Annotated in this window: 13 protein-coding genes and 2 pseudogenes; 7 read left to right on the top strand and 8 right to left on the bottom strand. The window is 47.9% G+C overall.

What is annotated here, in order from left to right; translation table 11 throughout:
- Positions 1–11: 11 nt before the first annotated feature.
- Positions 12–2,309 (bottom strand): hypothetical protein, encoded by a 2,298-nt coding sequence (locus KMZ15_RS04440; protein ID WP_223694582.1) that lies wholly within the window; start codon positions 2,307–2,309, stop codon positions 12–14.
- A 440-nt stretch (positions 2,310–2,749) separates the two neighbouring features.
- Between KMZ15_RS04440 and KMZ15_RS04435 the strand changes: the two genes are divergently transcribed.
- From KMZ15_RS04435 to KMZ15_RS04425, 3 genes are all read left to right on the top strand, one after another.
- Positions 2,750–3,514, top strand: a complete 765-nt coding sequence (locus KMZ15_RS04435; protein ID WP_223694580.1) for a SprT-like domain-containing protein — start codon at positions 2,750–2,752, stop codon at positions 3,512–3,514.
- Positions 3,515–4,142: 628 nt separating this feature from the next.
- Complete coding sequence (locus KMZ15_RS04430) at positions 4,143–9,452, top strand: NACHT domain-containing protein (RefSeq protein WP_223694578.1); 5,310 nt, start codon at positions 4,143–4,145, stop codon at positions 9,450–9,452.
- 391 nt (positions 9,453–9,843) lie between these two features.
- The gene (locus KMZ15_RS04425; protein ID WP_223691866.1) at positions 9,844–11,523 is read left to right on the top strand and encodes an IS1634 family transposase; all 1,680 of its coding nucleotides are present in this window, start codon (positions 9,844–9,846) and stop codon (positions 11,521–11,523) included.
- Positions 11,524–11,579: 56 nt separating this feature from the next.
- On the opposite strand, the gene KMZ15_RS04420 is transcribed toward KMZ15_RS04425, so the two are convergent.
- The 5 genes and pseudogenes from KMZ15_RS04420 to KMZ15_RS04400 form a co-directional block, all read right to left on the bottom strand.
- Positions 11,580–12,233, bottom strand: a complete 654-nt coding sequence (locus KMZ15_RS04420; RefSeq protein WP_223694576.1) for a BON domain-containing protein — start codon at positions 12,231–12,233, stop codon at positions 11,580–11,582.
- A gap of 701 nt (positions 12,234–12,934) precedes the next feature.
- Positions 12,935–14,380, bottom strand: a complete 1,446-nt coding sequence (locus tag KMZ15_RS04415) for an ATP-binding protein (RefSeq protein WP_223694574.1) — start codon at positions 14,378–14,380, stop codon at positions 12,935–12,937.
- A gap of 600 nt (positions 14,381–14,980) precedes the next feature.
- Positions 14,981–15,100 (bottom strand): annotated as a pseudogene (locus tag KMZ15_RS04410) (IS3 family transposase); the annotation flags it as partial.
- A gap of 63 nt (positions 15,101–15,163) precedes the next feature.
- On the bottom strand, positions 15,164–16,129 hold the full coding sequence (locus KMZ15_RS04405) for an IS481 family transposase (protein WP_223694572.1): 966 nt from the start codon (positions 16,127–16,129) through the stop codon (positions 15,164–15,166).
- 40 nt (positions 16,130–16,169) lie between these two features.
- Positions 16,170–16,427, bottom strand: a pseudogene (locus tag KMZ15_RS04400) (IS3 family transposase); the annotation flags it as partial.
- 191 nt (positions 16,428–16,618) lie between these two features.
- On the opposite strand from KMZ15_RS04400, the gene KMZ15_RS04395 reads away from it, so the two are divergent.
- The 4 genes from KMZ15_RS04395 (at position 16,619) to KMZ15_RS04380 (ending at position 19,225) form a co-directional block, all read left to right on the top strand.
- Positions 16,619–16,846 (top strand): hypothetical protein, encoded by a 228-nt coding sequence (locus KMZ15_RS04395; RefSeq protein ID WP_223694151.1) that lies wholly within the window; start codon positions 16,619–16,621, stop codon positions 16,844–16,846.
- The gene (tnpB, locus tag KMZ15_RS04390) at positions 16,846–17,202 is read left to right on the top strand and encodes an IS66 family insertion sequence element accessory protein TnpB (RefSeq protein WP_223691061.1); all 357 of its coding nucleotides are present in this window, start codon (positions 16,846–16,848) and stop codon (positions 17,200–17,202) included. Before KMZ15_RS04395 ends, tnpB begins: the two co-directional genes overlap by 1 nt.
- A gap of 21 nt (positions 17,203–17,223) precedes the next feature.
- Positions 17,224–18,915: an IS66 family transposase gene (locus KMZ15_RS04385; protein WP_223691060.1), complete on the top strand. Its 1,692-nt coding sequence runs from the start codon at positions 17,224–17,226 to the stop codon at positions 18,913–18,915.
- A 112-nt stretch (positions 18,916–19,027) separates the two neighbouring features.
- Positions 19,028–19,225: a hypothetical protein gene (locus KMZ15_RS04380; protein ID WP_223694570.1), complete on the top strand. Its 198-nt coding sequence runs from the start codon at positions 19,028–19,030 to the stop codon at positions 19,223–19,225.
- Positions 19,226–19,349: 124 nt separating this feature from the next.
- Here KMZ15_RS04380 and KMZ15_RS04375 read toward each other — a convergent pair whose 3' ends face one another.
- Together KMZ15_RS04375 and KMZ15_RS04370 are read right to left on the bottom strand one after the other, a co-directional pair.
- Positions 19,350–19,604 (bottom strand): DUF6429 family protein, encoded by a 255-nt coding sequence (locus KMZ15_RS04375; protein WP_223694568.1) that lies wholly within the window; start codon positions 19,602–19,604, stop codon positions 19,350–19,352.
- Between the two features lie 135 nt (positions 19,605–19,739).
- Positions 19,740–25,430, bottom strand: coding sequence for a pentapeptide repeat-containing protein (locus KMZ15_RS04370; RefSeq protein WP_223694566.1), 5,691 nt, complete (start codon positions 25,428–25,430; stop codon positions 19,740–19,742).
- Positions 25,431–25,442 lie beyond the last annotated feature (12 nt).

The following is a 25,442-nucleotide window of genomic DNA, read 5'->3' as shown; positions in this document are numbered from 1 at the left end:
ACAGGTGCAGGTCAAGCATACTTCAAAACCCAAGTAAAAACGCGATCACTGCCTGCTTTCAGTGCGAAGGGGCGCGTCGTACATGCAAAATTCGAGTTTAACTGCCCGATCGGGGTTGTTGAAAATGGATTGGTTTTCCCATCTACCATTTCAAAATTAGACAATGTACAGCTATCAAATCCTGTGGTGCTATAGTTTGTGACATCACTATTTACATAGCGTACTGAAAAACCATCTTCATTAACTGCAGTATTCTGAAAATCAGCAAAAGAGGTGAAGTCGGTCTCAACGGTGATATTTCCAGTTAGCATTTTAGAACTTAGCGTATCTGTTCGCATTATAGTACCTCGTTCAAACGTTATAACTGTATGGGCTTGTAGGTCAATATCTGTTGCATATTCTACGTTTCTTCCAGCTAATCTAAAGTTGGTCGTATCGAAGGATACAATAACCTGAGCATCGAGTTCCTGCATACGCAGATTTTTGTAATAGGTGATCGGAATGTAATTTTTTTCCTGATAAGAAACTTGAGGAATCAACAATGCGTAACCCCGATCTGCTGTTCCATAGATCAACTTATTGGAAAAAATTTCTGGATAGTACGGAGTATTCGCGTTAAAGTCCGGTGCTTGGCTTAGATTCAAATTAATTACACGCTTGCCGTCGCGCACCGTGATTAATGCTGCACTATATGGGTGACCTTTATCGGTAGGCAAGTTGTACCAGGTGAGGGTATAACGCGGCTCCTTATCTAGCCAGGCTTGGAAATCATCATCAGGCGTAGGTGCCTTACCCTCAAAACCCAGCTTGTTCCACCAAGCATTCACATACATATATTGAAATAAGAGGCTGAAATTTTCACCCAGGGCACGCTGCTTGCCGCGATAGGCATCCGTTCCACGACCTTTAACCCACATATTCACGGACGGAGTAGGCAAGGTCGAGTCGTACCAAAAAGTGCTAAAGCGATAAGCTGATTTACAAATAAATGAATAAGCTATCTGCATTTCTTGTGCCGACAACACACCTGCATTTGCTGCTGCCGTTAGGATTTCTGCAAAACCAGAATCCCCATATGGACCAATAGATCGGCCATAGTTGAAACCTTGACCATCAGTATTGAGCTGAGGAAAAATCAGATCAACTGATTTTCGCAGATAGCCTTTCAATTCCTGCGTTAAATTAGCCTCATTTCCCATTTCAAGAGTGCGTTCGACGACTTCAGCAATGAGCAGAGTGCTGTATCGATCAAAGCGCGCCTGGTCATAGTAGGTCTTATTAACATTCGAGGCTTCGTCGGAGAATCCACCAGAAGAATCATTCCTAATATGATTAATAATTGCATACAAAAGTGCATCACGCGCACTCATCCATGCCACGGTGGGGTTGGTAGAAGAGAAGAAAGTTGGATTGCTCCACCCTAGCTTTTGTCTCAACCCGGCAATTCCGTAAGCGACTCCGTAATAATTTTTAGCAGAATTAAGCGATGCGATATCAATCGGCCTGCTTACTTCAGGGTAGGTCTCCAACTTGTCATTTTGAGGTGCGCCAAACATATCGTAGAAGGTCAGACGATTTTCCAGTATAGCCAGCATTGCGTCATTGAAAACTTCATTGAGCATATGCTGTTCTTTAAAATTATTGAGTGCAATAAGGTAATATAGCTCGCCCCAAGAGTTATTTGTATAGAGGTAATCAACGTTACTTATCTGCGCCATCATCGCGGTAGTTATTTTTTGATATGCTGCAAGGTAATCTGCATAATTCGGATCACCTTTCGCTTTCATATCAATCAATATATTCGACAGGCCAAGTGCCAGCTTACCAGGCAAGAATTTATCTCCCGTCTTCGTATCCAACACACGTATCGGGTTACCGTCGCCAAGGTCTATCTCTACTTGCGTGAAATCTGGTGCTGCCCTAATGAGATCAAAAAGTGCTCTCAGCTGCCCCATCATGGTAATGGGTACACCAGCTCCCGCTGGCACGCTCGTATCTGGCATGCCGTAAACAATCCCATGAAGAGAAGAAGCAGCTACAGTGCAAGGTACTTTGTTTGTCTCGGGAGGCAAGGTAGCTATAGTGGAAAGAGGGAAAGTCAGCGCATTTCTTAAATGATCTGCAACTTTGTTGTCTGCCGCTTTCTGTACTATTTGTACTGGCTGCGCAGAGACTTTGTATTGCGAATCATTTGAAAAATGAACGTGACTATTCAGGTCATCACGCCTCTCGCTTGTGCGTGCATTGGTTAGAGATAAAGGGAGTGTACTGAGCGCAAAAGCGACTGGGGAGAGTTTCGATAAAAGCATTTTTGTTTCCTAATCCGAATGGAGTTTAGATAAGAAAAATTCCAGAATCAAATCCATATGTCCTGTCTATTTTTCAGCTTTCACTTTCACAAAAGTTAATGTTATTTGAAATTTCAGCTGCGTATTTCAGCTGTACTCATCAATATTTAACTACAGTATTAAAATAATGCATTAGAACCAATCAAATGCTCAATCCTAGGCGTTCTGCTGCCTGGTAATGCTTCAAATGACGTTCGATAACTGCCTCTGACCTTAACTCGGTCAAGCTCGCGCATGCTCATCATAATACATCCAAGTTTAGTTATCACACATACCTCAGATCAGCGATATAAATCGCTTAGCATAAGGTGGTGGCTCAGAATCGAGAGGGAAACTGTTTTTATTAAATTTTTTGGGGCTTGAATTGTATCGTACGATACAATTCAAGGATGAAAACTCGAATGATCAAACCAACGTATGAATTTTATAGCCAGCTACAACAGGCTTATGACTGGTTTAATAAGACGCTCTTTGAGAATGCACTGCCATCTTGCCTTATTACGGTGCAGCGCGAGAAAAATACGCTAGGTTTCTTTTCCCCTCTTCGATGGAGCAATGAGGGTGAAAAAAACGTTCATGAAATAGCTCTAAATCCTGCTTATTTTGCTAACAGCAAAATCGTTGAAGTCTTTCAAACTTTAGTGCATGAACAATGCCATTTATGGCAGCATGAATTTGGTAGGCCAAGTCGCTCTGGTTATCATAATCGTGAATGGGCCGACAAAATGGAATCTATAGGCTTAATGCCAAGCTCAACTGGTCGTCCAGGTGGAGATAAAACTGGACAAAGAATGTCTGATTATTTGATCAAGACCGGCCAGTTTAAGCAAGCGTGTATTGAGTTGATCGAATCAGGCCACCAATTTAGATGGGCAGATCGCAGAATCCCAAGGTCTGATATTTTGAACCTATCACAACACTCAGTTATTCCACTCTCTCCAGATCAAGATGGGTCTATGCTCTTGCAGCCTTTGATACCTTCCCCAGAAAGCCTCCTTAGCATACCTATGGCGACATTGATTCCCCATTTTGAACACCATGCCGAACAGCAAAAGGCCAAATCAAAGACAAAATATTCCTGCCCAATTTGTGATGTCAACGTGTGGGGAAAGCCCAATCTTCATATCCGATGTGAGGCGTGTAGCGAACTTTTTATATCTATATGAAGGCCGGGCAGGGGAACTTACCAAACTGATAGTTGTATCGACCGACAATTGAAATCTATGGTCCCCTCCGTTTTTGCAAGACAAACTGATGTATGTGGCTTATGGGTTTGTGGTTCTGTTGAGAACTGTGACCTTATTTATCCGGTCTTTTTTGTATACAGCGGCTTAAAATTTATTGGTACATAGTAAGGTAGTCATGCATTAACTGGCAGCATATCAATTTCCTCGGGCATTACTTCGCCCAATGCGCCGGTCGTTACGCATCCTTGGAAAGTCTTATCGTACGATTTTTTTGTGCGCCGTGCAAAGGCACGGTTTCTCAGCGGGTGCGAATTCTGCCCGGCGATTCTCGCTCCAGCCAGTAGCAAGCGGAGCGGTCGTGGAGGTATACCAAGGGTCAAGAACCATAAAATGAAAAACATTCTCCTTGTTTTTCAAGAGCAGTGCGATTAGTATCCCTCCAGTTTTTTTTATATTCAGTCGATATGCTCGGCTGGGATCAGCTTCAATTTATTTTTTGCACAGCCGGTATCGACCATGAGCGACGGCAAAATCGCGCGAGCGATGTGCACTCAAGTAACGTCGATTTGATCTAATGAATCAGCATTAAAGAAAATGGAGAATAAATATGTTAGGGAAAATATCTCACTCGGCGTTACCAGAAATCCTCACGCGGAACGTCGCTGAATATTATTTAAGCCAAGCTCGCACTGAGAGGGGAAAAGGGCACTTGGATGCAGCGCTGACCCTATACGATCAGTTGAAAGAAACACTGAAGTCGCTTGGGAGCGTAAAAGAGGCCTTGAGGAAAGCGCAAGATCCCCACACATTAGCAGATGAGACCTTACGGGCCATGATGGCCGATGCTTATTTCGAACGTGGGGAAGTGTTAAAAGGCTTAAATTTATTTGCCAAGGCACGGTCCAGTTATCTTAAGGCTGAAATATGGGGGCACGATGAAGCCAAGCAACATCACGTGGAAGCTTCGCAGCCCCCTCCATCATCAAATAAATCGGCTTCGGTTCGGACTGCCGCACCTACCTCAATGTCTGTCGAGGAAAAAAGCGATCTGGTGGATTATCTGTTTGAAAAGGCGCTGTTGACGCTGAGCTCCTTAGAGGTGCCCAATAAGCCCACCCTTTTTCTGGTCTATGCCCACGACAATCCCGCTCACGGCAAGGCCGAGGCCTCTACGTCTAAATATTTAATCGATAAGTTATCTAACCTCCGAGGCGTCAACTTGTATTCGGATCAAACGCCGATGGGACAAGCGTATTCAAGCTCCGCGGAAAATCTGAAAGGGGAAGGCAAGCTAGAGGATATCTTAACCAATCAGCTCTGTTTGTTGCCGGCTCGGTTAATTAAAGAGGTGGAACCGGTCGATAAGGTTGTGGTGTGTTGTTCTCAGGTATTAGGAAATTACCTGAAAGACTGGTCGGATTATAAAAAGTTTTATGAGGAACTGCGAGAGGCCTACGGCGAAGATCGAGAGGCCTATCTTAAAGACGGTGGACAGAAAGGTCCTGCGGCAATCCGTGAGGTAGTCAGGAAATTTTCACAAGAGGAAAAATATAAGGCCGGGTTCCATCATGTGTTGACGGAAATGGCTTTTTTGGAAATCCGGGCAGAGCATCTGAACGATCAGCACGGCATTATCCCGGTTTCGTTAACTTCAAATAGCTATGACCAATGTTTGGCATATTTTATTCCAGCGACCACGGTTCGGATGGAGGATATTCCGAGATTTGAGGAGCAAGCCCAAGCGGGACGAGAAGTGTATGCGAATCAAAGTCGGCACGGGGTGCTGTTTAAGGTGATCGAACGGCTGTTAGTGGACAGCGATGAGGCGAAAACGTTTCTAAGCAAATTTTGGTATGGACACAGCGATTTTATTTTCCGTTTAAAGAGTGAGTCAAAGTTTGGCAAGCTGGAATTCGCCAAGCTATTAGACGGCATTTTCGATGGTATACGGACCGCGCTGCAGAGCCAGCTTGCGTCCACCGTGCAGCAACAACATCAACAACTGCGGGTGCTCAATACAGACCCCAGGAGCGCGCTGAAGGAACATTATTTCGCGGCTCTCAAGCAAGATAAGGCATTTGGGCAAACTCTACAGCTGTATGTTGAGCCGCGCGGCAAAGCGAGCCTGGATGGGGAAATCGAGATTTTTAACCTGTTACCCCAAGTGCAAGCGTTGCTAAACGATAAACAAGTGATCTTGTTGACGGGGGACTCCGGGGCGGGCAAAACCACCTTCAACCGCCGTCTAGAAAAGCATTTATGGGACAATAAAAAAGCAGACGACGATGCAATTCCGCTGTTTATTTCTCTGGCGAGTATTGACAAGCCTGAGGACGATCTGATTGCCAAAGCGTTAAAGAAAAGTGGCCTGTCAGACTTTCAGATTCAGAAATTAAAAAAAGAAAAACAAAGGTTCGTCTTTATTTTGGACGGCTATGATGAGATTCGGCAGACGCAGAATCTGTATCTAAGCAATGCCATCAACCAGCCCGACGGCTGGCAGGGTCAAATGGTGATCAGTTGTCGCAGCGAATATCTGAGCCAGGACTATCGCAGCCGTTTTCAACCGAATCCGAATTTGCAGGACCAGGACACGTTGTTTCAAGAAATCGTGGTCGAGCCGTTTTCAAAAGAAGAGCGCAATCAGTATTTAGAAGAATATGTTAAACACAACCCAACGGAGTGGGCGGCGCAACAATATCAAAAAGCCCTCGAAGAACCTCATTTAAAAGCCTTAGCCAGCAACCCATTTTTGTTGCGCGTGGTGCTAGAAGCCTTGCCGTACGTGGGGAAAAAGAGGAAAGCGCCAACTGCCATCCAGTTACGCCTGGACCTGTACAACCAGTTCGTTAGACAATGGTTCGAACGCAACCAGCAGCGCTTAAGCACACAAAATTTAACCGGGACCCAAAGGGAAATCTTCAGAGCGTTGTGCGATGATGACTTTGTCCAGCACGGTATCGGATTTGTGAAAGACTTAGCGGTGCATTTCTATACAGAGAATGCGGGTAACCCGGTTGTCGAGTATTCTTTATACAAAGACAAGGGGAATTGGAAGGACGCTTTTTTCGGTCGGGAAGAAGAAAAGCAACCGCTGCAAGAAGCCTGGCCGCTGAGCCGAAGCGGCAATCAGTACCGGTTTATCCATAAATCACTGCTGGAATATTTTGTGGCGCAGGCGCTCTTCGATTCGTTCGATGAGTGCATGGCGCTGGGCACCCGCCGCCGTGGTAGCAACGCCTCAGTCTATAGTTTTGAAAACCAAGCTGTTTTGCCCGGCCGAACGCTGCGAGAATTATCGTTAGCCCCAAAGCATTGGGTAAACGATCTGGGTGTTGTGCGCTTGTTGGCTGAGCGTGTTGAGCAAGAGACTCCATTTAAGAAACAGCTGTTAGCGATCATCGAGCGCTCCAAAACCGATGCTAGGGTACGCCAAGTAGCAGCGAATGCGATCACGATCTTGGTCAAAGCGGGCGTGCAGTTTAATGGTGCGAATTTAAAAGGAATCCAGATTCCAGGAGCGGATCTGAGTGAGGGCGTATTCGATTCTGCTCAGTTGCAAAGAGCAGATTTGAGAAAAACCAATCTTCGCGCTATATGGCTGCGCAACGCCAATTTAAGCGGTGCGCAAATGGCCGCGGTACAGTTTGGCGAATGGCCGTATCTCCAAGAGGAGAACCATGTGTATTCCTGCGCGTATTCACCGGATGAGAAAACCTTTGCCGTAGGTCTTACGGGTGGCAACATCAACGTGTATGCGACTTCAAATTGGGAAAAAATTCACACCTTATTAACACGTCCCTACAGTGCTTACAGTTTTTACAGTCCTTGCAGTTTTTATAGCGTGACGTATTCGCCGAACGGAGAGCAGATCGCCTCTGGCGATGGGGACTATACTGTGCGGCTGTGGGACGTGGAAACCGGTGCTTGTCGCCACACCTTAAGCGGCCATACCGACGATGTTTTAAGCGTCGTGTATTCGCCGACGGGCGATCAGATCGCCTCTGGCAGTGGGGACTGTACGGTGCGACTGTGGGATGCTTACTCGGGACAGTTGCGCCACACCTTAAGCGGCCATACGCACCGGGTTACTAGCGTGGCATATTCGCCGAGTGGAGAGCAGATCGCCTCTGGCAGTTGGGACAATACTGTGCGACTGTGGGACGCGCACTCGGGGCAGTTGCGCCACACCTTAGAAGGACATACCTCCACTGTTTGGAGCGTGACGTATGCGCCGAGCGGAGAGCAGATTGCCTCTGGCAGTGGGGACTATACTGTGCGGCTATGGGACGTGGAAACGGGTGCTGCCCGCTACACTTTAAGCGGCCATACCGACCCTGTTACTAGCGTGACATATTCGCCGAGCGGCGAGCAGGTCGCCTCGGGCAGTGATGACAAGACGGTGCGGCTGTGGGACACGAAATCTGGTCAGCTGCGCGACACCTTAATCGGCCATACCGACCGTATTGCTAGCGTGACATATTCGCCGAGCGGCGAGCAGATCGCCTCGGGCGGTTGGGACAAGACAGTACGACTGTGGGACGCGCAATCGAGGCAGCTGCGCCCCAATTTAAGTGGCCACGAGGCCGTTGATAGCGTGGCGTATTCGTTCAGCGGTCAGCAGATTGCCTCCGTTGTGCGCTATGTGGTGCAGCTACGGGACGCGCACTCAGGTCAGGTGCTCCATACCTTAAGCGGCCATAACGACTATGTTAATCATGCGATGTATTCGCCGAACGGAGAGCAGATCGCCTCGGGCAGTAGGGACTGTACGGTGCGACTGTGGGATACGCGCTCGGGGCAGTTGCGCCGCACCTTAAGCGGCCATACCGGCCATGTTTTAAGCGTCGCGTATTCGCCGAGCGGCGAGCAAATCGCCTCCGCCAGTACTGACCGGACAGTGCGTCTGTGGGACACGAAAACGGGTGAGCATCGCCACACCTTAGACGGGCATACCCGCGAGGTTTATAGCGTGGTGTATTCGCCCAATGGCCAACAGATCGTCTCCGGCAGTCGTGACAATACGGTGCGGCTGTGGGATGCTTACTCGGGACAACTGCGCCACACCTTAAGCGGCCATACTGGTGAGATTACTAGCGTGACGTATTCGCCGAACGGAGAGCAGATCGCCTCTAGTAGTGGGGAAAATATGGTGCTTCTGTGGGATGCTTACTCGGGGCAACTGCACCACACCTTAATCGGCCATACCAGCCATATTTGGAGAGTAGCGTATTCGCCGAGTGGAGAGCAGGTCGCCTCTGGCAGTTGGGACCATACGGTACGTCTGTGGGATGCTTACTCGGGGCAACTGCGCCACACCTTAAGCGGCCATACCAACTGGGTTAGCAGCGTGGCGTATTCGCCGAGCGGAGATCAGATTGCCTCTGGCAGTGATGACAATACGGTGCGTCTGTGGGACACGCACTCGGGGCAGTGTAGGGCGGTGATTCAAGGTTTTAGTGAACGGATCCATAGTCTTGCCTGGAAAGTCACGCCCAATGGCAACTATCTGGTAACGGGCAGTTACGACAAGTCAGTACGCCAGTGGTATATGATAGAAGAGAATGGTCAAGTTCAGGTGCGTCTGTGCTGGAGTTCAACACATACTATGCTTGCTGTGACGGATGCCTCTATCCAGGATGTGCAAGGCTTAAGCCGGATGAACCAAAGGCTCTTAGAGCAGCGCGAAGCGGGATTGCTGAAGAAAACTGAAGATAGCACGGTAGTCTCCTTTATCGATGGCGTGCAGGGTTTAAGTGGCTTGGATAAACGGCTCTTAGAGCAGCGAGGAGCGGCGTCGCCTGAGAAAACTGAAGATAGCATAGTATCTTGCGAGGAAGATTCCGCTCCGACGAAACATCCTGTAAGTAAGAATACTTTCTTAAAGGGCTTTGCGAAGAAGAAGATTTTTGGCTAACAACCGATGCATCGCTATGCCTTCTAAATAGTACTGGCATGGGGTGCAACGTCACTCGGGCGCTGCCCGGCCAGTTCACTTTCATAGTGAGCTCACGGAGCGCTCCGAGTGACTGGGTCAGCCTGCCATAGCTTCAATCAAGCTTCTTTCACACAAAATTCCTGACATCCTCCAGAGGGGGCATTTCTGCGGACTGCTCAGCGCCGTATGCCGCCGAAGCCGACCAGACGCCGGCGGTCATGGAGGTGTTCGCATGGGGTGACGGACTGGTCGAAATCATCCATCTCCGCTTCTGCTTGAGCCCGACATTCCGCCACCTCCCCTTCAAAAAAACTTGAATTTCACTTTACATCATGTTGAGATAGCCATTTGATTTTTCAGAGGGCGGAATATGGGTCAAAGTGCACCAGCAATCATCACACATGTACTAGATCATCATGGCTTGGTTGCATCGAAATGCCAGGACTTGCAACTTGCTCAGCGGATAGATAAGCATTTGACTAGCCACCCTGGGCGAATTGTCAGCTATGGCACAGCCTGCGTTGCGATGATTCTGAATGGACTGGGATTTACGAACCGTCGACTGTATCTGACGCCACAGTTTTTTGAAAGCAAACCATTAGAAGCTTTATTAGGGTCTGGGATTGAGGCCAGGCATTTGAATGATGATGCGTTGGGAGACGCATTGGACGCGATAGCGCAGTATGGGCCGAGCAAGCTATTCGGGGAAGTGGCCTTTGAGATTGCACTGGAACATGACCTTCTTGATGAGTTGGTGCATGTGGATACGACGAGTTTTTCTGTGCATGGCAAATATGCAAGCGATGAGGGAGTTAGCGAACAAAGAGAGGACGCAGGCGAGGCGGTTGAAATTACTGTGACTCATGGGTACTCCAAAGACCATCGCCCTGATTTGAAACAAGTCGTGCTGTCATTGGCGGTGGCAGGCGGTTCAGGCATTCCGTTATGGATGATGCCTTGCGATGGCAACGCCTCAGACAAGACGGTGTTGCCAGAAACAATAGAACGCATCAATGCATTTCGCCAAGAAATTGATTGCACCCGTACGCTGCGTTGGGTGGCCGATTCGGCGCTTTACACAGCTGAAAACCTCAAAAAGATGGAGCACACCATTTGGGTATCACGTGTACCAGAAACAATCCTGGAAGCTCGGGAGTTAGTGAGCAAATCAACGCAAGAAATAGCTTGGAGTGAACAGGAAGACGGCTATCGACATGCATCATTCGATATGGATTATGCCGGCATCCAACAACGCTGGTTACTCGTCTTCTCAGAACAGGCATACCAACGCGAAGCACAGTCTCTCCAAAAGCGCCTGACCAAACAAGAACAAGCGCTGCAAAAACAAATGAAACAATTCAGCACCGAGCTGTTTGCGTGTGAAGCCGACGCGCATAAAACATTCAGGCGAGAACAGAAGTCGCACCCGCTATTCATCTTGGCCCCGACTGTTGCGCCAGTAGAAAAGTATGAGAAAGCAGGTCGTCCCAAGAAGGGAGAAACAAAACAATGTATGGGGTATCAAATCCAGGTTCAGATCCAGCGCAATGACGAAGCGATCCAGAAGCTACTGCAAACTAAAGGGCGTTTCATCCTGGCCACCAACGAGGGTGACAAGCAGGGTTACCCCGACAAGCGCATTCTCGCCGACTACAAAGCTCAGCAAACGGTTGAGAATGGCTTTCGGTTTTTGAAAAATCCTGACTTCCTAGCGGATACGCTCTTTTTAAAATCGCCACAGCGTATCGCTGCATTGATGATGGTGATGACCTTATGCCTCATGGTCTACAACCTCGCACAATTTCAAGTGCGTGCAAAGCTCGAGGCCTATGCTGACACCTTACCCAATCAACTGGGCAAACCCACCAGTACACCTACCTTGCGATGGATATTCCAGTTAATGGAAGGCGTTGCGTTGGTGCGTATCTTCGATCATCAACGCGCGTTAATCCATGAAGCCGTTTCCAACCTTAATGACGTCAGAATCAAGATTATCCGGTTGTTTGGCGATACCGCTTGTAAAATCTATCAGATTGAGGAAAGGGAGTAGCGGAATGTCGGTTGAGCAGTTATTAGCCAAAAAATCTTCCCGAAGAGATTTCTAATCTAGCCGATTACTAACTCATCAGTCACGACGCTCAACACGCCCGGTGCCGACCAGGCTCCCCGTTTAGCTTCTTGTAGTTCTAACCAGGTACCTACCCTACCTTTTAGTATCACCTTGCTGCCTTCAATTTCGACATGGATCCGTTCTGCATCCACTTGCGCATGGCGATGAAATTCCTTGGTAATCAGCGCTTTAATATCTTTTGGTGAGAGGCCACTTTGTATCGTAATTTGATTATTAAGGCTTTTTACCCCTGAAAGCCATCTGATAGCTTTTTCAGCTGCTTCACGTTGATACCACCAATTTACCTTGCCAGTCAGTGTCACATGACCATCTTCGACGGCGACTTGAGGCCGCTCCTGAGGCAGAGTACTGTTCCATTTCAATGCATTAACAGCGGCATTCGCAATATCAACATCCGATACTCGATATTGGCTTGCTAATTCCACTCGTAGCTCATTAGCCACCGCTTTCACCCCTGCAATGCTTTTGATTGCCCGTTCTGCAGCATGTTTTTCAAACAAACTGCCCACTTTACCGTCTAAAACAACCACTTCACCATTTACTGCGACGGTGATATTAGAGCCATGCACACTGGGTTCAAACTCAAGCTTATCCATAATGTCTTCATAAAGCTGTGCGTTAGTTTTCATCACACCTCTCCTACACCATAGAGTTAAATTAAATACCTCTATTAAAAGTATAGGCTATTTCTAAAATATACAAATCGATGCATAGTTAAAGCTGTGGGCGATTCCATTATCGCAGCAGGGGAGATTTTCTTAGGCGCAATCGCGTTGCCTCATTAAAAAAGGTCACCGAAGGGGGCTAACGTTGCCTCATAACATAGGTTACCGAACAAGTTTAAAAATAGCGTTAAGTTTTTTCTGAATAGCGTGGTAATCGGCCTATCGGCCGCAAGGCTCGTTGAAAGGGGGTAAGCGGGAAACGCCGAAAATTCCGCCCAGTCAGTTGGTCTCATCCAAGTTGGTGATTAGCCCGGCGCTCTGGTGCGCCGAGAGCGCTTTCAATCGGGCTCGGTCGCCATCTGGGAAGAGTAACTTCAAGGTGTTGGACGAAAAGGTCTAGACGCCCGCAGCATCCCAGCATCCCAGTATTCTAGGGCAACCATCAATTCCCCTAGCCGCATTTAAATATACAATAAGTGAACAATAAAGTTCATTATATGTGCCAATATTTCATGTGTACATTATGAATCTGTATGGCGGGGGAGAGCGATCAGCAAGATGTTGAGCGCAGAGCGACAACGCCTTGGATGGAGCATTGATCGAAACGGAGATGATGTCCCAATATGTCCCAATATGTCCCAATATGTCCCAATATGTCCCAATACTTATAAGGTATTCTCATTACGATCCTGCAGCACCCATACTGCGCTTCTATGCTGGCCTTTTAAATAAACCAATCCAATGGTTTGTAAATATTGCAAATCTCTCAAGATCGTTTTGCTTGAAGCAGAAAATGTTTGCGGCTTCGTAGTAGAGGTTTGCGAAGTCAGATATTTCAAAATTTCCTGTTTAGTGGCTGTTTTTACTTCTTTGAGAAATTCCACGATCTTTTCTTGCCTAGAGTTCATGGCATTGGTGACACGACTAGGCTGGCTAATAGGAGTTTTAAATCTAAAAATGACTACCAAGCCTCCTGAGCGTTCTTCAAATATAGGCTCTGGGATGCCCTCCATTTTGCAGAAATCGATCATCTTATTAGTGCCAATTCCCCATTTTTCAATATAGCCTCGCACATAGAAAACATTGGCAATCAATGTATTTCTGAGCACAGAATCATGAGCACGTCGGAGATCATCAACGGTGAGTTTCGGCGGTAGTAATCCACTGTTCCATATTTCTAAACGATCATCGAAAATCGCTAAGGAGATATCTGTTGAGCGATCTGCATAGTCTCTATGACAAATCGCATTGACCAATGCTTCGCGTATAGCCATGATAGGAAGAGCAAACTTATCAATGCGTTTAAACTGATCACCGCTGAAAAAACTCGTTATGGGTAAGTGTCTTCTCAGAAAAGTATCAGCTTCTGTCAGTAGGTTAAACGCATTACCCTGTATCTGCTGGTTGTCAATAAATTCTCCGAGTTTATTAGTACCTCTAAATCGAGCCAGCTTAATTCTGCATTGCACCAATTTTAGAGAAGCTTGCCGAGCGTACAGCACTATAGCCGCACGTTTTAATCCTCTATCTTTGATGAGATTAAAACGCTCTAAAATACTTTGTACGTCTTCTTTTTGTGCGCTTGCTGGGATTCTATTTTCTTTTATGCTATCTGAAACGGTTTTATATATTTCTTCTGCCTCTAGATCACTTTGGCTATATTCAGGGGCAATGATTTCTTCCCATGCATAAGGCGATTGCCTTGCCATCATTAGCAGTTGGTTGTAACGATGTTGTGACATCCTCATCGTGCTAGATTGGTTCCTTTGGAAAGGGCGGCCATTGTAGATATAAGGAATGTGGACACCCGCATCAACTCGCATAAAAATAACGAATTTTCTTTCTTTTATAGAGGTATAGAGAATATCGACTTGAGGCGTTGGTTCCAATTTGCCTAGTTCTCGTGCAATTTCTTGGCGCGTGTGGTCACTCACTTCCTGTCCTATCATTTTGCCTTGATCATTGATTCCGATGCAAACAACTCCGCCCTTACCATTCAAAAAGGCACAAAGCGTTTCAAAAGCTGGCTTTAATTGGGTTGTTGAGGTTTTAAATTCAACGGTTTCGGATTCTCCTTGCGCGATTACTGATCTAAGTTGATCGATATCCATTAATAAAGCCTCTATTCGTCATGATTTCTAGCGTTGAATATTGCATACCCACGTTCACCTTGCATGCATTAATCTAGTTGGTTAGGGTAACTGCCTAACAGTAAATAAACTAATTAAGATTAAAATTACTTATATAATTTGTAAAAAGAATGTTGTCAAGTTCTTATTCCGACAGTATCAGCGTATTGGACATGGTAGGGCTCGCCTATAAAAATAGTCGAGATTACGGTTTTTCTGTCAAAAGACTAAAAACTAAACTAACCTTCAAGATGAGCGAACTCAGCTAAGGGGTATGCTCGTGCATCAAGATGCCAGTAGCCATGAATGGATAGCAGGGCATAGTTGGGATCTGGTGGGGTAACCCATACCCAGTTTGGCCGCGCGCTTGCCCAGCTAGGCATTGAACACATTGCTGCCGATCTAAAAATAGGACATCTTAACTTGCTCTTACACACAAAGTGTCTATAATTCACATTATGTTAAATCAATCAAAGAAATTCCTGTTCCATACTTTGAGTTTTAATTAGAAATTTCATCCCCCCTCGCTTGGCTCCTCTGATTCGAAGGAGGAGTTTTCATCGATTTCGGTTGCACTATAGCGAACTGCCGGTTTAATAGATTCGGAGCAATTGGCAAGCTGTGATTAGAGTCCGTAGTCACCCTGTACTTATGCTTGGTGCGTGCCTTGATGTGTGCGATTTACATACATCGTTTCACTTTTCTGCAAACCATTTTTAATGTTTTTTTAGGGTAAAAATGAGTGAGATGATTAGTTCAGTAGGGTTATTGCAAATCCATAGCAGCGATAGCTAAATCGACTTTCCAATTGCTATAACGGATGCGTTCTTTGCGTAAGTCATAAGCAGAAGTAATGTCTTCAGAAAGCGGGATCTGTGCGCCTACTTCTGCAAGCTTGCCAACGGGTGTCTTTCCAGAAAGAGAGCCGTGTGGGCGTCGCCAATTGTATTCAAACTGCCATTCTTCAATACGCTGATCAATGCCTTGTTCCTTATGTGAATAGCGTGACCAAAACTCAATTTTATCGGTGAGTTGAGAGCGCTCGACTTTGCCATTGAGATGGGGTGAACGAGGTGGAATTGGACGAAATTTAATGCAATTGCTCATCAAATATCTTTGTACGCTTTCAGCGAAAAATTCGGTTCCACGATCCGTTTGAATCCGTTGAATCGGAAAGGGCATTTCTTCTATCACGCGATCAAGGAAAAGCAAGGTGTGGCGGGCATCGCGGCGCGGATGAACTGCCAACACGCGAAATCGCGAACAGTCATCCACCGCCGTATATTGATACACCCCTGGTGCGACTTTCATGGTGTCTATTTGTACGCGTTCACCTGGAATGAGAAGACTATATCGCTTAGACGGAATTGACCGTTTGGGTTTGACCAGCGGATTGACTTTTGCCGCGACCAAAACTTTATGAATGGTCCGCAGTGACAATTCTTTTTGTTCATATAGACGAAGTTCATTTTGTATGCGGTGTGCGCCCTTATCCTCACCACGCATACGCAAAATATTGTCCTGGTCGGTCTGCGTGACCTTGCGATTAGGGCTGTGGTGTGGACGGCGGCTCATTGAATCCAGGCCCACTTCGCCCTCTTGTTGATAGCGTTTAACCCACTTGCGTAATGTCGGCCGGGAGATGCCACAACGTCGACATACCACGCCTGCATCTCCCAGCTCTTCGTATAGTTTGACCCATTTAAGTCGACAGCGTATTTGTGCGTTCATCCGCCTATTTTAATTGAAACGATGTATGTAAATCGCACACTTTGATGCCATGCAGCTTCATCAGCTTACGAATACGCTCCTTGCCGACGGCGATGCCACGTACGGTCAGCTCCTTCCACACCCTTGGCCAGCCATATTCAGCCTTGGACTCCATATGGGCAGCCTTAATGTGCACTAACAATGCTTTGTTACTGACAGGCTTGCCCTGATGTGGCTTAGCTTGTCTTGCAAAGTGTTGATGATAGCCACTTGAGCTTACTCCAAGTGTTTCACACTGCAACGATACCGACCATTGTTTTTTTGTAAGAACGCCATGAACCCCAGACTTGTGGCTTGAAGTTGGAGTCCTCATACTTTCTCACATCTAAATTCAGATGGAGCAATAGAACAAAGATGAGATTGGGAGAAAAATTTTGGTCAGCCCATTTGGAGGCAGCCAAACACAAAGGTAGCTCATTGAGTAGCTATGCGAAGCGGCATGGTGTATCTGTGAAAGGCCTATATTATTGGCAGAACAAATTAAAGGCGACAGATGAAAGTATCGAATCGAGGCAGGCAAGCAAATTTGTAGCGCTGCGGGTGAGGGAGGCGGTTGACGAGCCACGCGCTTGCGGTTGCAGCTTAGTATTGCCCTCAGGAATGCGGCTAGAGCTATCTGACCTGCCGTCGCCAGAATGGCTGGTGGCCCTTGGTCGTGCGGCGCAAGGAGAGCACTGATGCATCCGGGCTGTGAGATTGAGCAGGTTTACTTGTGCCAGGAGCCAGTTGATTTTAGGAAAGCGATCAACGGCTTGAGTGCGCTGGTCGAGCAAGAATTGGGACTAAACCCGTTCGGCAGTGCACTGTATGTTTTTATCAATCGCCAGCGCAATAAGCTCAAGGTATTGTACTGGCATCGCAATGGTTTTTGCCTGTGGCTCAAGCGCCTTGAATCGGAGAAATTTGCCTGGCCTAAGGGTGCCCAAGAGGCCACGCAGACGTTGAGCTTACAGGAATTTGAATGGCTTCTGGAAGGGTTTGATTTATGGAGAAACAAACCGCATAAAACACTGTATTTTAATACTGTTTCATAGAGAGATTTGATAAAATATGGCATGTTTGAAAGTGCCGAAAAAGAATTCATTTTACCCATAGACTTCGCTCTGCCAGAGGTCACGCTACCGGCCGTTTTGTCAACCGATGTGGCTGCGCTCACAGCGCTGTTGCATACGCAACAGCAAGCGTATGAGGCGTCCCAGATGGCAGCACGCAATGTGATCAGTCAGGCACGCGACGAGATCAGTCAGGCACACAACGAGATTAGCCAAGCACACAATGAGATCAGCCAAGCACGCGATGAGATTAGGCGCCTGATCGAACAAATTATACTGGCGCGGCGGCGCCAGTTTGGCCCGAGTTCAGAGCAGATGAGTGGCCAGGGCCGTTTGTTCGATGAAGCGGAAGTATTGGCCGAAGCCACAACCGAGGTAGAGGATATCGCACCACTGGCCCCCAAGTCGGAAGGCCAAGAGAAACCTGCGCGCGGCAAGCGGAGCCCATTACCAGCAGAGTTGAAACGAGTTGAGATCGTGTACGATGTTCCCGAAGCCGAACGCACCTGTGCCTGTGGGACACCGATGGTGGTCATCGGACAGGATGTGAGCGAGCAACTCGACATCGTGCCCATGCAGATACGTGTACTACGCCACATTCGTATGCGCTATGGCTGCCCCAGCAGTGTTCATGCTCCAGTCACAGCACCATTGCCGCCGCAGCCTCTGCCTAAGAGTAACGCGAGCGCCAACTTCCTGGCCATGCTGTTGACGGTTAAGTTCGTCGATGGCTTGCCTCTCACCCGTTTCGCCAAGGTACTGGATCGCCACGGCATGTCCGTGCCCACCCAGACATTGGCGCGCTGGGTAATCAGCTGTGGTTCTGTGTTGCAGCCCTTGCACAATCTGATACGCGACACCTTGCTTGAGAGCTCTGTGCTGCATATCGATGAAACGGTGGTGCAAGTGCTTAAAGAGCCGAACAAAACGCCTACCTCCAATTCGTATATGTGGGTACAAACCGGCGGACCGCCAGGCAAACCGGTTGTCATTTACGACTATGATCCTAGCCGTGGCAGGGAGGTGCCCGTGCGCTTATTGCACGACTATCGCGGTTATCTGATGACCGACGGATATGATGCATATAACAAATTAACTGAGATCGAGGGCATCGAGCATCTCATGTGCTGGGCACACGTGAGACGGCGCTACATCGAGGCGGTCAATGTTCAGCCCAAAGGCAAGAGTGGGCATGCCGACGAGGCTATCAAGATGATAAGACAGTTATACCGCATCGAACGTGATCATAAAGACGCCGACGACGAAGCACGCCTGAAGGCGCGCAAGAAGCTGAGCATACCGATCCTGGATAAACTGTACGCTTGGATGGAAAAGTTGCGGCCTGGCGTTACGCCGAAAAGCGCTCTTGGTGGAGCACTGAAGTATATGCACGATAACTGGAGCATGCTCAAGCGCTATACCGAGCGCGGCGATCTGCCGATCGATAACAACCGCTGTGAGAATGCGATCCGCCCGTTCGTGGTAGGTCGCAAGGCCTGGCTGTTCAGTAATACGACAGCGGGTGCCCATGCTAGTGCCGTCATCTATTCGCTGGTCGAAACGGCCAAGGCCAATGGCCTGGAACCCTATCTCTGGCTGCGCTATGTCCTGCATGAGTTGCCAGCAGCAAAGACTGTCGAGGATGTCGAGGCGCTGTTGCCATGGAATTTTAACCCCCTGACCAATATCAGTTAGCGGTCCCTTATCCCTATCTAATTTGGCTACTCCCACATGCTGCTCTGGCCAAAATTCCGCTCCCATCCTTAACTCTGCTCCATCGCTTCTGTTTTATCTAGAGGAATTCAGTATGCCTTCTTCTCTCCCAAGCGCCAAGTCTGGGGATCGTGGAGTGCTTACGCTTTCTCGCCTTTATAAAAAGGGAAAACAAAAGCCAAAGCTTGCTAAGTGCTCCACCCCGCTACTGACATTTCTTTTTTTGGGCAGTCAATTGGCTTATATATATAGTAAATGGTTTTTAAAACTCATCACTTGTATCCTTTTATGATTTTAATCATAACGCCTGGTAGCAAACTAGAAATGCAGCATTTACTTTTATTTTCTTGTATTTTAATGCATTGGTGTGAACAAACTGCTTACACGATCCGATCACGCACCCATACCGGCACCGATCAACTGCATTGACCTTCCGGCCCGGAATTCCGCCGCACAAAATACTTAGTGAACAGCCGCTCAGCTTCGTGCAACCCTTTTTCCGTCAGCCCCACCGACTTCGCACGGCTGACTGGGTCGTGGATTAAACCTTTGATGTGCAGCCGTTTCAGCGCTGGCCAGTCTAAGCCTTTCCAGGCTCGGTTCTGGTCGCATAAATTCAAGTGAAGCAACGCCAATACCACTTCGTCGATAGCTTCGTTGTCGATGTCCATCGCATCTCCTTCAAGTGTACTAGTTGTGATCTGATCTGACCGTTACCAGATTTAGCGATAGCATAAAACACTTACATAACGTTGGCATACCGCTCCCGCGAAATCACACAGGCTAGTCCTTCCGCGGTTTTTCTCTCAAAGCGCTTCTGCCACACTTTCATTGTCATTGTCAGAGGCTGTTGACCAAGAGCCCTCATCATCAGAGGCCATCTCGTCAGCACCTTCTTCTGCAGATACTGCGCTCCCTTTATTTTTTTCAAGCAAGACTGCTCCGCGCTGCTTTAATAGCTGCTCATTGATCTCACTTAAGCCCTGTACGTTTTCGATTAAAGTACCCTTCGCGGTAAGAACATCATGCGTCGAACTCCAGCATAGAAAGGCTTTATATTGATCTCCCGCTTGTATCACCTGCCACTGTCGTACCGCCTTATCACCACTGCCGGTTACCAAATAGTGGCCGGCGGTGGAAGCCTCTTTCCAGGCGACACTCATCACCGAACCGTTACACCCTTCAAGCACCATCTGACAGCGGCCGCTTTCAACCTGCCACAGCCGCACTGTTTTGTCTTCGCTGCCAGAGGCGAGTTGCTCACCTTTGGGCGAATACACGACGCTATTCACATCACCTTTATGGCCTTTCAAGGTGTGGCGGCACGTTCCCGTTTCTACATCCCACAGGCGCACTGTTTTATCTTCACTGCCTGAAGCAAGTTGCTCACCTGTTGGCGAATATACGACGCTATTCACATTACCTTTGTGGCCTTTCAGGGTGTAGCGGCACACTCCGGTTGCTACATCCCATAGCCGCACTGTCTTATCTTCACTGCCAGAGGCGAGTTGCTCACCTGTCGGCGAGTAGATGACGCTCTTAACGTCACTTCTATGACCCTTCAAGGTGTGGCGGCGAGTTCCAGTTTTTGCGTCCCACAACCGTACTGATTTGTCTTCACTGCCAGAGGCGAGCTGCTCGCCGGTAGGCGAATACGCCACGCTAAAAACCGTACCACGATGGCCGATTAACGTGTGGCGGCACGCTCCGGTTGCAATGTCCCACAGCCGCACTCTATCGTCCCAACTGCCAGCGGCAAGCTGATCACCTTGCGGTGAATACGCAACGCTAGTAATCCCAAAGACGCAAGGAACCCCAACGCTATAGCCGCTTAAAGTGTGGCGGCACACTCCAGTTTCTACATCCCATAGCCGCACTGTATTGTCTTCACTGCCAGAGGCGAGTTGGTTGCCTATCGGCGCATACACCACGCTATTAACCTCACCGCTATGGCCGCTTAAGGTGTGGCCAGCTTCAATTTCCACATCCCATAGCCGCACGGTACCGTCATTACTGCCAGAGGCGATCTGATCTCCTTTGGGTGCATACACGACGCTCCGAACCCAATGGCTATGGCCGCTGAAGGTGTGGCGAAAAGTGCCGGTTGCTACGTCCCATAGCCGCACTGTCTTGTCATGACTGCCAGAGGCAATTTGATCTCCTTTCGGTGAGTACGCGACGCTAGTCACCGGATAATTATGGCCGCTTAAAATGTACTGGCAAGCGCCAGTTTTTACGTCCCACAACCGCACTGTATTGTCATCACTGCTAGAAGCAAGCTGCTCTCCTTGTGGCGAATACACGACGCTAGTCACCTCATCGTCGTGGCCACGTAAGGTGTAGCGGCAAGCTCCACTTTCTATGTCCCATAACCGCACTGTATTGTCTTCACTGCCAGAGGCGATCTGCGCTTCTTTCGGCGCATAAGCAACGCTAGTAATCTTGCCGCGATGGCCGCTTAAGATATGGAGAGCAGCGCCCGTTTCTACGTCCCACAACCGTACTGTCTTGTCACCACCAGAGACGACCTGATCACCTTTGGGCGAATATGCGACGCTGCTCACCTCATCGCTATGGCCGCTTAAGGTGTAGCGGCAAGCTCCGGTTGTTACGTCCCACAGCCTGACTTTCTTGTCTTGGCCACCAGCGGCAATCTGATCGTTTTTCGGCGAATAAGCGACGCTCCAAAGCGCACCGCGATGGCCGCTTAAGGTGCGGATTTTTGCCCAGTTCGAAGTAGCATATACGTTGATATTGCCACTACTAAGACCCACGGCGCATGCTGTCCCATCCAGTGAATACGCACAGGAGCCTACCTGGCTATCTTCTTCGAGAAATGGCCATTCGCCAAACTGTACGCCGGCCATCTGAGCACCGCTTAAATTCGCCTCGCGCAGCCATGTATTCTGAAGTTTGACATGTCTTAAATCCGCTCCTTGCAATTGAGCATGATCGAACATACCGCCACTCAGATCCGCCCCTGGCACCTGGATGTTCTGCAAATCTTGTTGATTAAATTGGATCCCTGCTTTGACCAACACGGTGATTGCATTGGCGGCAGCTTTACGGATTGAGCTATAGGTCGCTAGATCCTTGTCGATGGTTTTAGAGCGCTCAATCACAGCCAGCAATTGCTTCTTAAATAACGGCTCCTTCTGGGCGCGCTCAGCCAGAAATCCTATAACCGCCGGTTCACTCACAAAATTCTTACGGGCCAACGGCGAATCTAACAAGTCCTGCTCAACGGCAATAGTCCTTTCATCAAGAGAATATTGACTCTCAAAGCTGAGGCGACGCGCCCTCTTTTCCACTTGAGGACTTGAACCCGTCATCGCCGCGGCAATCAACTCGCTTTGCCCAGGTTCAAATACCGCACGCGCGATAAAATATTCCAACAACGATTTATGGATAAACTGATAGCGATCTTTGTTACGGCTTAAGGGCCAAGCCTCTCGCAGTAACCTTTTTTCATCTTCTGAACCAAAAAAATCTGCTTTCCACGTCTCTTGGTCTTCGAAACGGACATATTTAACGACCGGATTGCCCTTCTGCCTTTCATAAAGTTGGACCGCGAGCTTCTTTACAAAGGCAATGCCATTCTTGGTAAAACCCTCATCAATCAATTCTTCAAAGACTTTCTTTTCTTGGCCCTCAAGCGTTTTTTCCCTTAAAAATCGTTGTTTGGCACGCTCGAACCACTGTTCGACGAACTGGTCATATAACGCCATCCGGGTTAGGCCATCAGTCGATAAATTGTGCTCTTGGTTCTCCAGACCCGGTAATACGTCTAATGTAATCTTCAGCAAAAAAGGATTGGTCACCAACTCTTTCAAATTAGGAATACTTTTTAGAACTTCTTGGTAGCGCTCTGCTGTCCAACTCAGTGGATTCGCTTTCGCATACGCCTCTGTATATCGCTTAATCTCTGTCTCTGAAAACGGCGCTACGACGATTTCTTGCAACTGTGTGGCATCTGCAGGTGCAAAACGAGCTCGATCATCTTCACCAAAATATTCAGAGCGGCAGCCAATAATGACTTGTCCTTGCCACCCGCCCTCTTGGTTAATCTTATTGCTGAGATATAAATTTTTAGACTGTTGGCTTTCATCATAACTATCTAAAATAAAGACGAATTCGTGATGACTTTTTAATTCCCGCACCTGCTTCTGGCTGAAGCCCTTCAGATGGAGATGTTTTTCCACTAACTCATGAGTTGGATTGTCAATTTCGGGTAAGGCAATAAATAAAGGGATACGATCTTTTGCTGGATTTTTTGGATCTTTTAGATATGCCTTCCATAAATCAGCTTCGAGAGCACAGTTAAACGTTGATTTACCTGCTCCAGAGTCCCCTAATAGCAATAAGATTTTTTTATCGGCGCTGTTAAGAAATGTATTGACTTCATCCGTTAAATCAAATGTCTTAATATCGTTAAAATTGGCTTTGCCCTGTGGCCTGACGTAAAGTCTTTCGTCCTTTTTCCATTCTTTTAAACGTTCTCTTTTCAGTTGGCGCAAATCATCTTCGACCTTGGGCGTATTTTGAGCGCGCTCAAGTAGTGTAGGAGAGGTTGTTGCAAGTACCTGCTTATAAAGAGGGGACGGGCCTGTCGCGGCATCTTTTAGACAAGATTCATAGAACGCTCTTTTGGGGGAGTCGCTTTCGTTAGCTAAACGGGCGAGCAGTTTTCCCGCTTCCTCCGCAACCGGCGAGCCGATGGCTAATTCTCTGATAATTTGGATAACTCTCTTTTTAGCAAAGGCTTGCGTACCCCACTGCGCGTCGTTTCCATAAAGATCATCTAAAAAACGCAAGGCACCTTGCTGAGTCTCTTTATCTAACTCTGGGTTAGCCGCTAATTGGCCCAAGCGCTCACTTAAGCCCCATTGAAATGCTTTATGTTGGCGGCAAGAGGCTTGGCGCACAAATTCTTCGAAGTCACTCAGCTTGCGCTGTTGCAGCAGTACATCAACGCCTTCTAATGCCTTGTACCAGGTCTCTTTTTTGTCAAACTTTAAACCTTCCTTTAGGCAACTCACAAAATCTTGTCCACCTTCAGCTAGCGATTTAACCTGCTGATACACATCGCCCGCCGTTTCGAAGATCCCGCCTGCACCCCCCACCCCTTCGTATAGATTGCCCAAACTTTCTACAATTTTATTCAGATCAAACCCTTTGACAGCGCTGACTAAGCCCGAGACCCCTTTGAGGATGCTACTGCCGCGGCGTATCGCACCCTGCCAAAGGGTTTCATTATCAGGCACATAGGCCAAAGCTTGACAAGCGTAAGCCGCTTGATAAACCAGGTAGGGGTTGCTGCTGCCTTGTAAACTTTTTAGATAGCTCAATAACGGCTCGCGCAGTCGTTCACGGTCTACGCCTTTTACATAATCCGCCATCGCATCTAAAATACGAGTTAACGCTGAGGTTAGGTGATACAGATGATCTTCGCTTTGGCCGTGGGTTTTTTGCAAGCGCTCACTGACGACCTCTAAAATTTTGACTAAATCATCCGCATCCAGATACTCAGGGGCAGCGTTATGGATCATCTCAGCTAAGCCATTGAGTAAATCGGTTTCTAACAACGTACTTTGCTGAATTCCATTGATCAATCTTTTGAGTAGCGCGTTAAATAACTCTTTTGTAAGGCCCGGGGCAAGTACCACTACTTCAGCGACTGAAAGCGCTTTCAGTTCGTCGTCGACAAAAACACGGATGACATCGGTAGCCAAGCTATAGAGCCGTTTTACTTCGGCTCCATCCCTTTCTATGTCATGCAACCAAGCGCGCGCCTCGTCAGCGAGTTCAATTTTTGCAAAAACCTCATTCTTCTGCGCTTGCAACGATAATAGGGTAAGAGCATTCGCTAACTGCTGCAGATCCTTGGGACGCGCGCCAGCTACGGGCAGCGCATCTTTCATCACCGGCGTGGCTAAATTTTCTCTGAAAAATTGTAAGGCCGGAGTCTCTAAAAGGGGCGTTTCGAGCCCTATATTGGCAATCGCCCTCAAGTGAGGAACCGGAGCGACAAAAGCAGCAGAAATGCTCAATTGAGTGGATGGAGCAGAAAAAGATGGCGACCTAAACCGCCCCCACCCTGAGCTACTGGAGTGGGTGCTATGTGCTGATAGCAGGGATGACGAAGCTTGCGCACGATGTTTGGCGCCTTCGTGGCCCCACTTTTCAGCCTTAAGATAGCTGGCTCGTGCTTTGTCAAGTGACTGTAAATCTTCTAATATTTCCCCACGTTCGAAATAGGCATCGGCCATCATGGAGCGCACCGTCTCATCGGCTAATGTTTGGGGATTTTGCGCTTTTCTCAACGCCTCTTTTACGCTCCCAAGCGACATCAGGGCTTCTTTCACTTGATCGTATAAAGCCAGCGCTACCTCAAAGTGTCCCTGTTCTTTCTCAGTACGAGCTTGGCCTAAATAAAACTCGCCGAGGTTGCGCGTAATGTTTTCGGGTAACGTCGAGTGAAATATTTTGCCAAACATATTTAGCCTCCA

The organism is Mycoavidus sp. HKI, assembly GCF_020023735.2.
Taxonomy (GTDB): Bacteria; Pseudomonadota; Gammaproteobacteria; order Burkholderiales; family Burkholderiaceae; genus Mycoavidus.
The sequence above is the reverse complement of the archived record's forward strand: the minus strand, read 5'-3'. Positions and strand labels throughout refer to the sequence as shown.

Bases quoted from the DNA above. Each gene is read 5' to 3' on its own strand.
- KMZ15_RS04440 (WP_223694582.1), bottom strand. From the start codon at position 2,309: ATGCTTTTATCGAAACTCTCCCCAGTCGCTTTTGCGCTCAGTACACTC.
- KMZ15_RS04435 (WP_223694580.1), top strand. From the start codon at position 2,750: ATGATCAAACCAACGTATGAATTTTATAGCCAGCTACAACAGGCTTAT.
- KMZ15_RS04430 (WP_223694578.1), top strand. From the start codon at position 4,143: ATGTTAGGGAAAATATCTCACTCGGCGTTACCAGAAATCCTCACGCGG.
- KMZ15_RS04425 (WP_223691866.1), top strand. From the start codon at position 9,844: ATGGGTCAAAGTGCACCAGCAATCATCACACATGTACTAGATCATCAT.
- KMZ15_RS04420 (WP_223694576.1), bottom strand. From the start codon at position 12,233: ATGAAAACTAACGCACAGCTTTATGAAGACATTATGGATAAGCTTGAG.
- KMZ15_RS04415 (WP_223694574.1), bottom strand. From the start codon at position 14,380: ATGGATATCGATCAACTTAGATCAGTAATCGCGCAAGGAGAATCCGAA.
- KMZ15_RS04405 (WP_223694572.1), bottom strand. From the start codon at position 16,129: ATGAACGCACAAATACGCTGTCGACTTAAATGGGTCAAACTATACGAA.
- tnpB (WP_223691061.1), top strand. From the start codon at position 16,846: ATGCATCCGGGCTGTGAGATTGAGCAGGTTTACTTGTGCCAGGAGCCA.
- KMZ15_RS04385 (WP_223691060.1), top strand. From the start codon at position 17,224: ATGTTTGAAAGTGCCGAAAAAGAATTCATTTTACCCATAGACTTCGCT.
- KMZ15_RS04380 (WP_223694570.1), top strand. From the start codon at position 19,028: ATGCCTTCTTCTCTCCCAAGCGCCAAGTCTGGGGATCGTGGAGTGCTT.
- KMZ15_RS04375 (WP_223694568.1), bottom strand. From the start codon at position 19,604: ATGGACATCGACAACGAAGCTATCGACGAAGTGGTATTGGCGTTGCTT.
- KMZ15_RS04370 (WP_223694566.1), bottom strand. From the start codon at position 25,430: ATGTTTGGCAAAATATTTCACTCGACGTTACCCGAAAACATTACGCGC.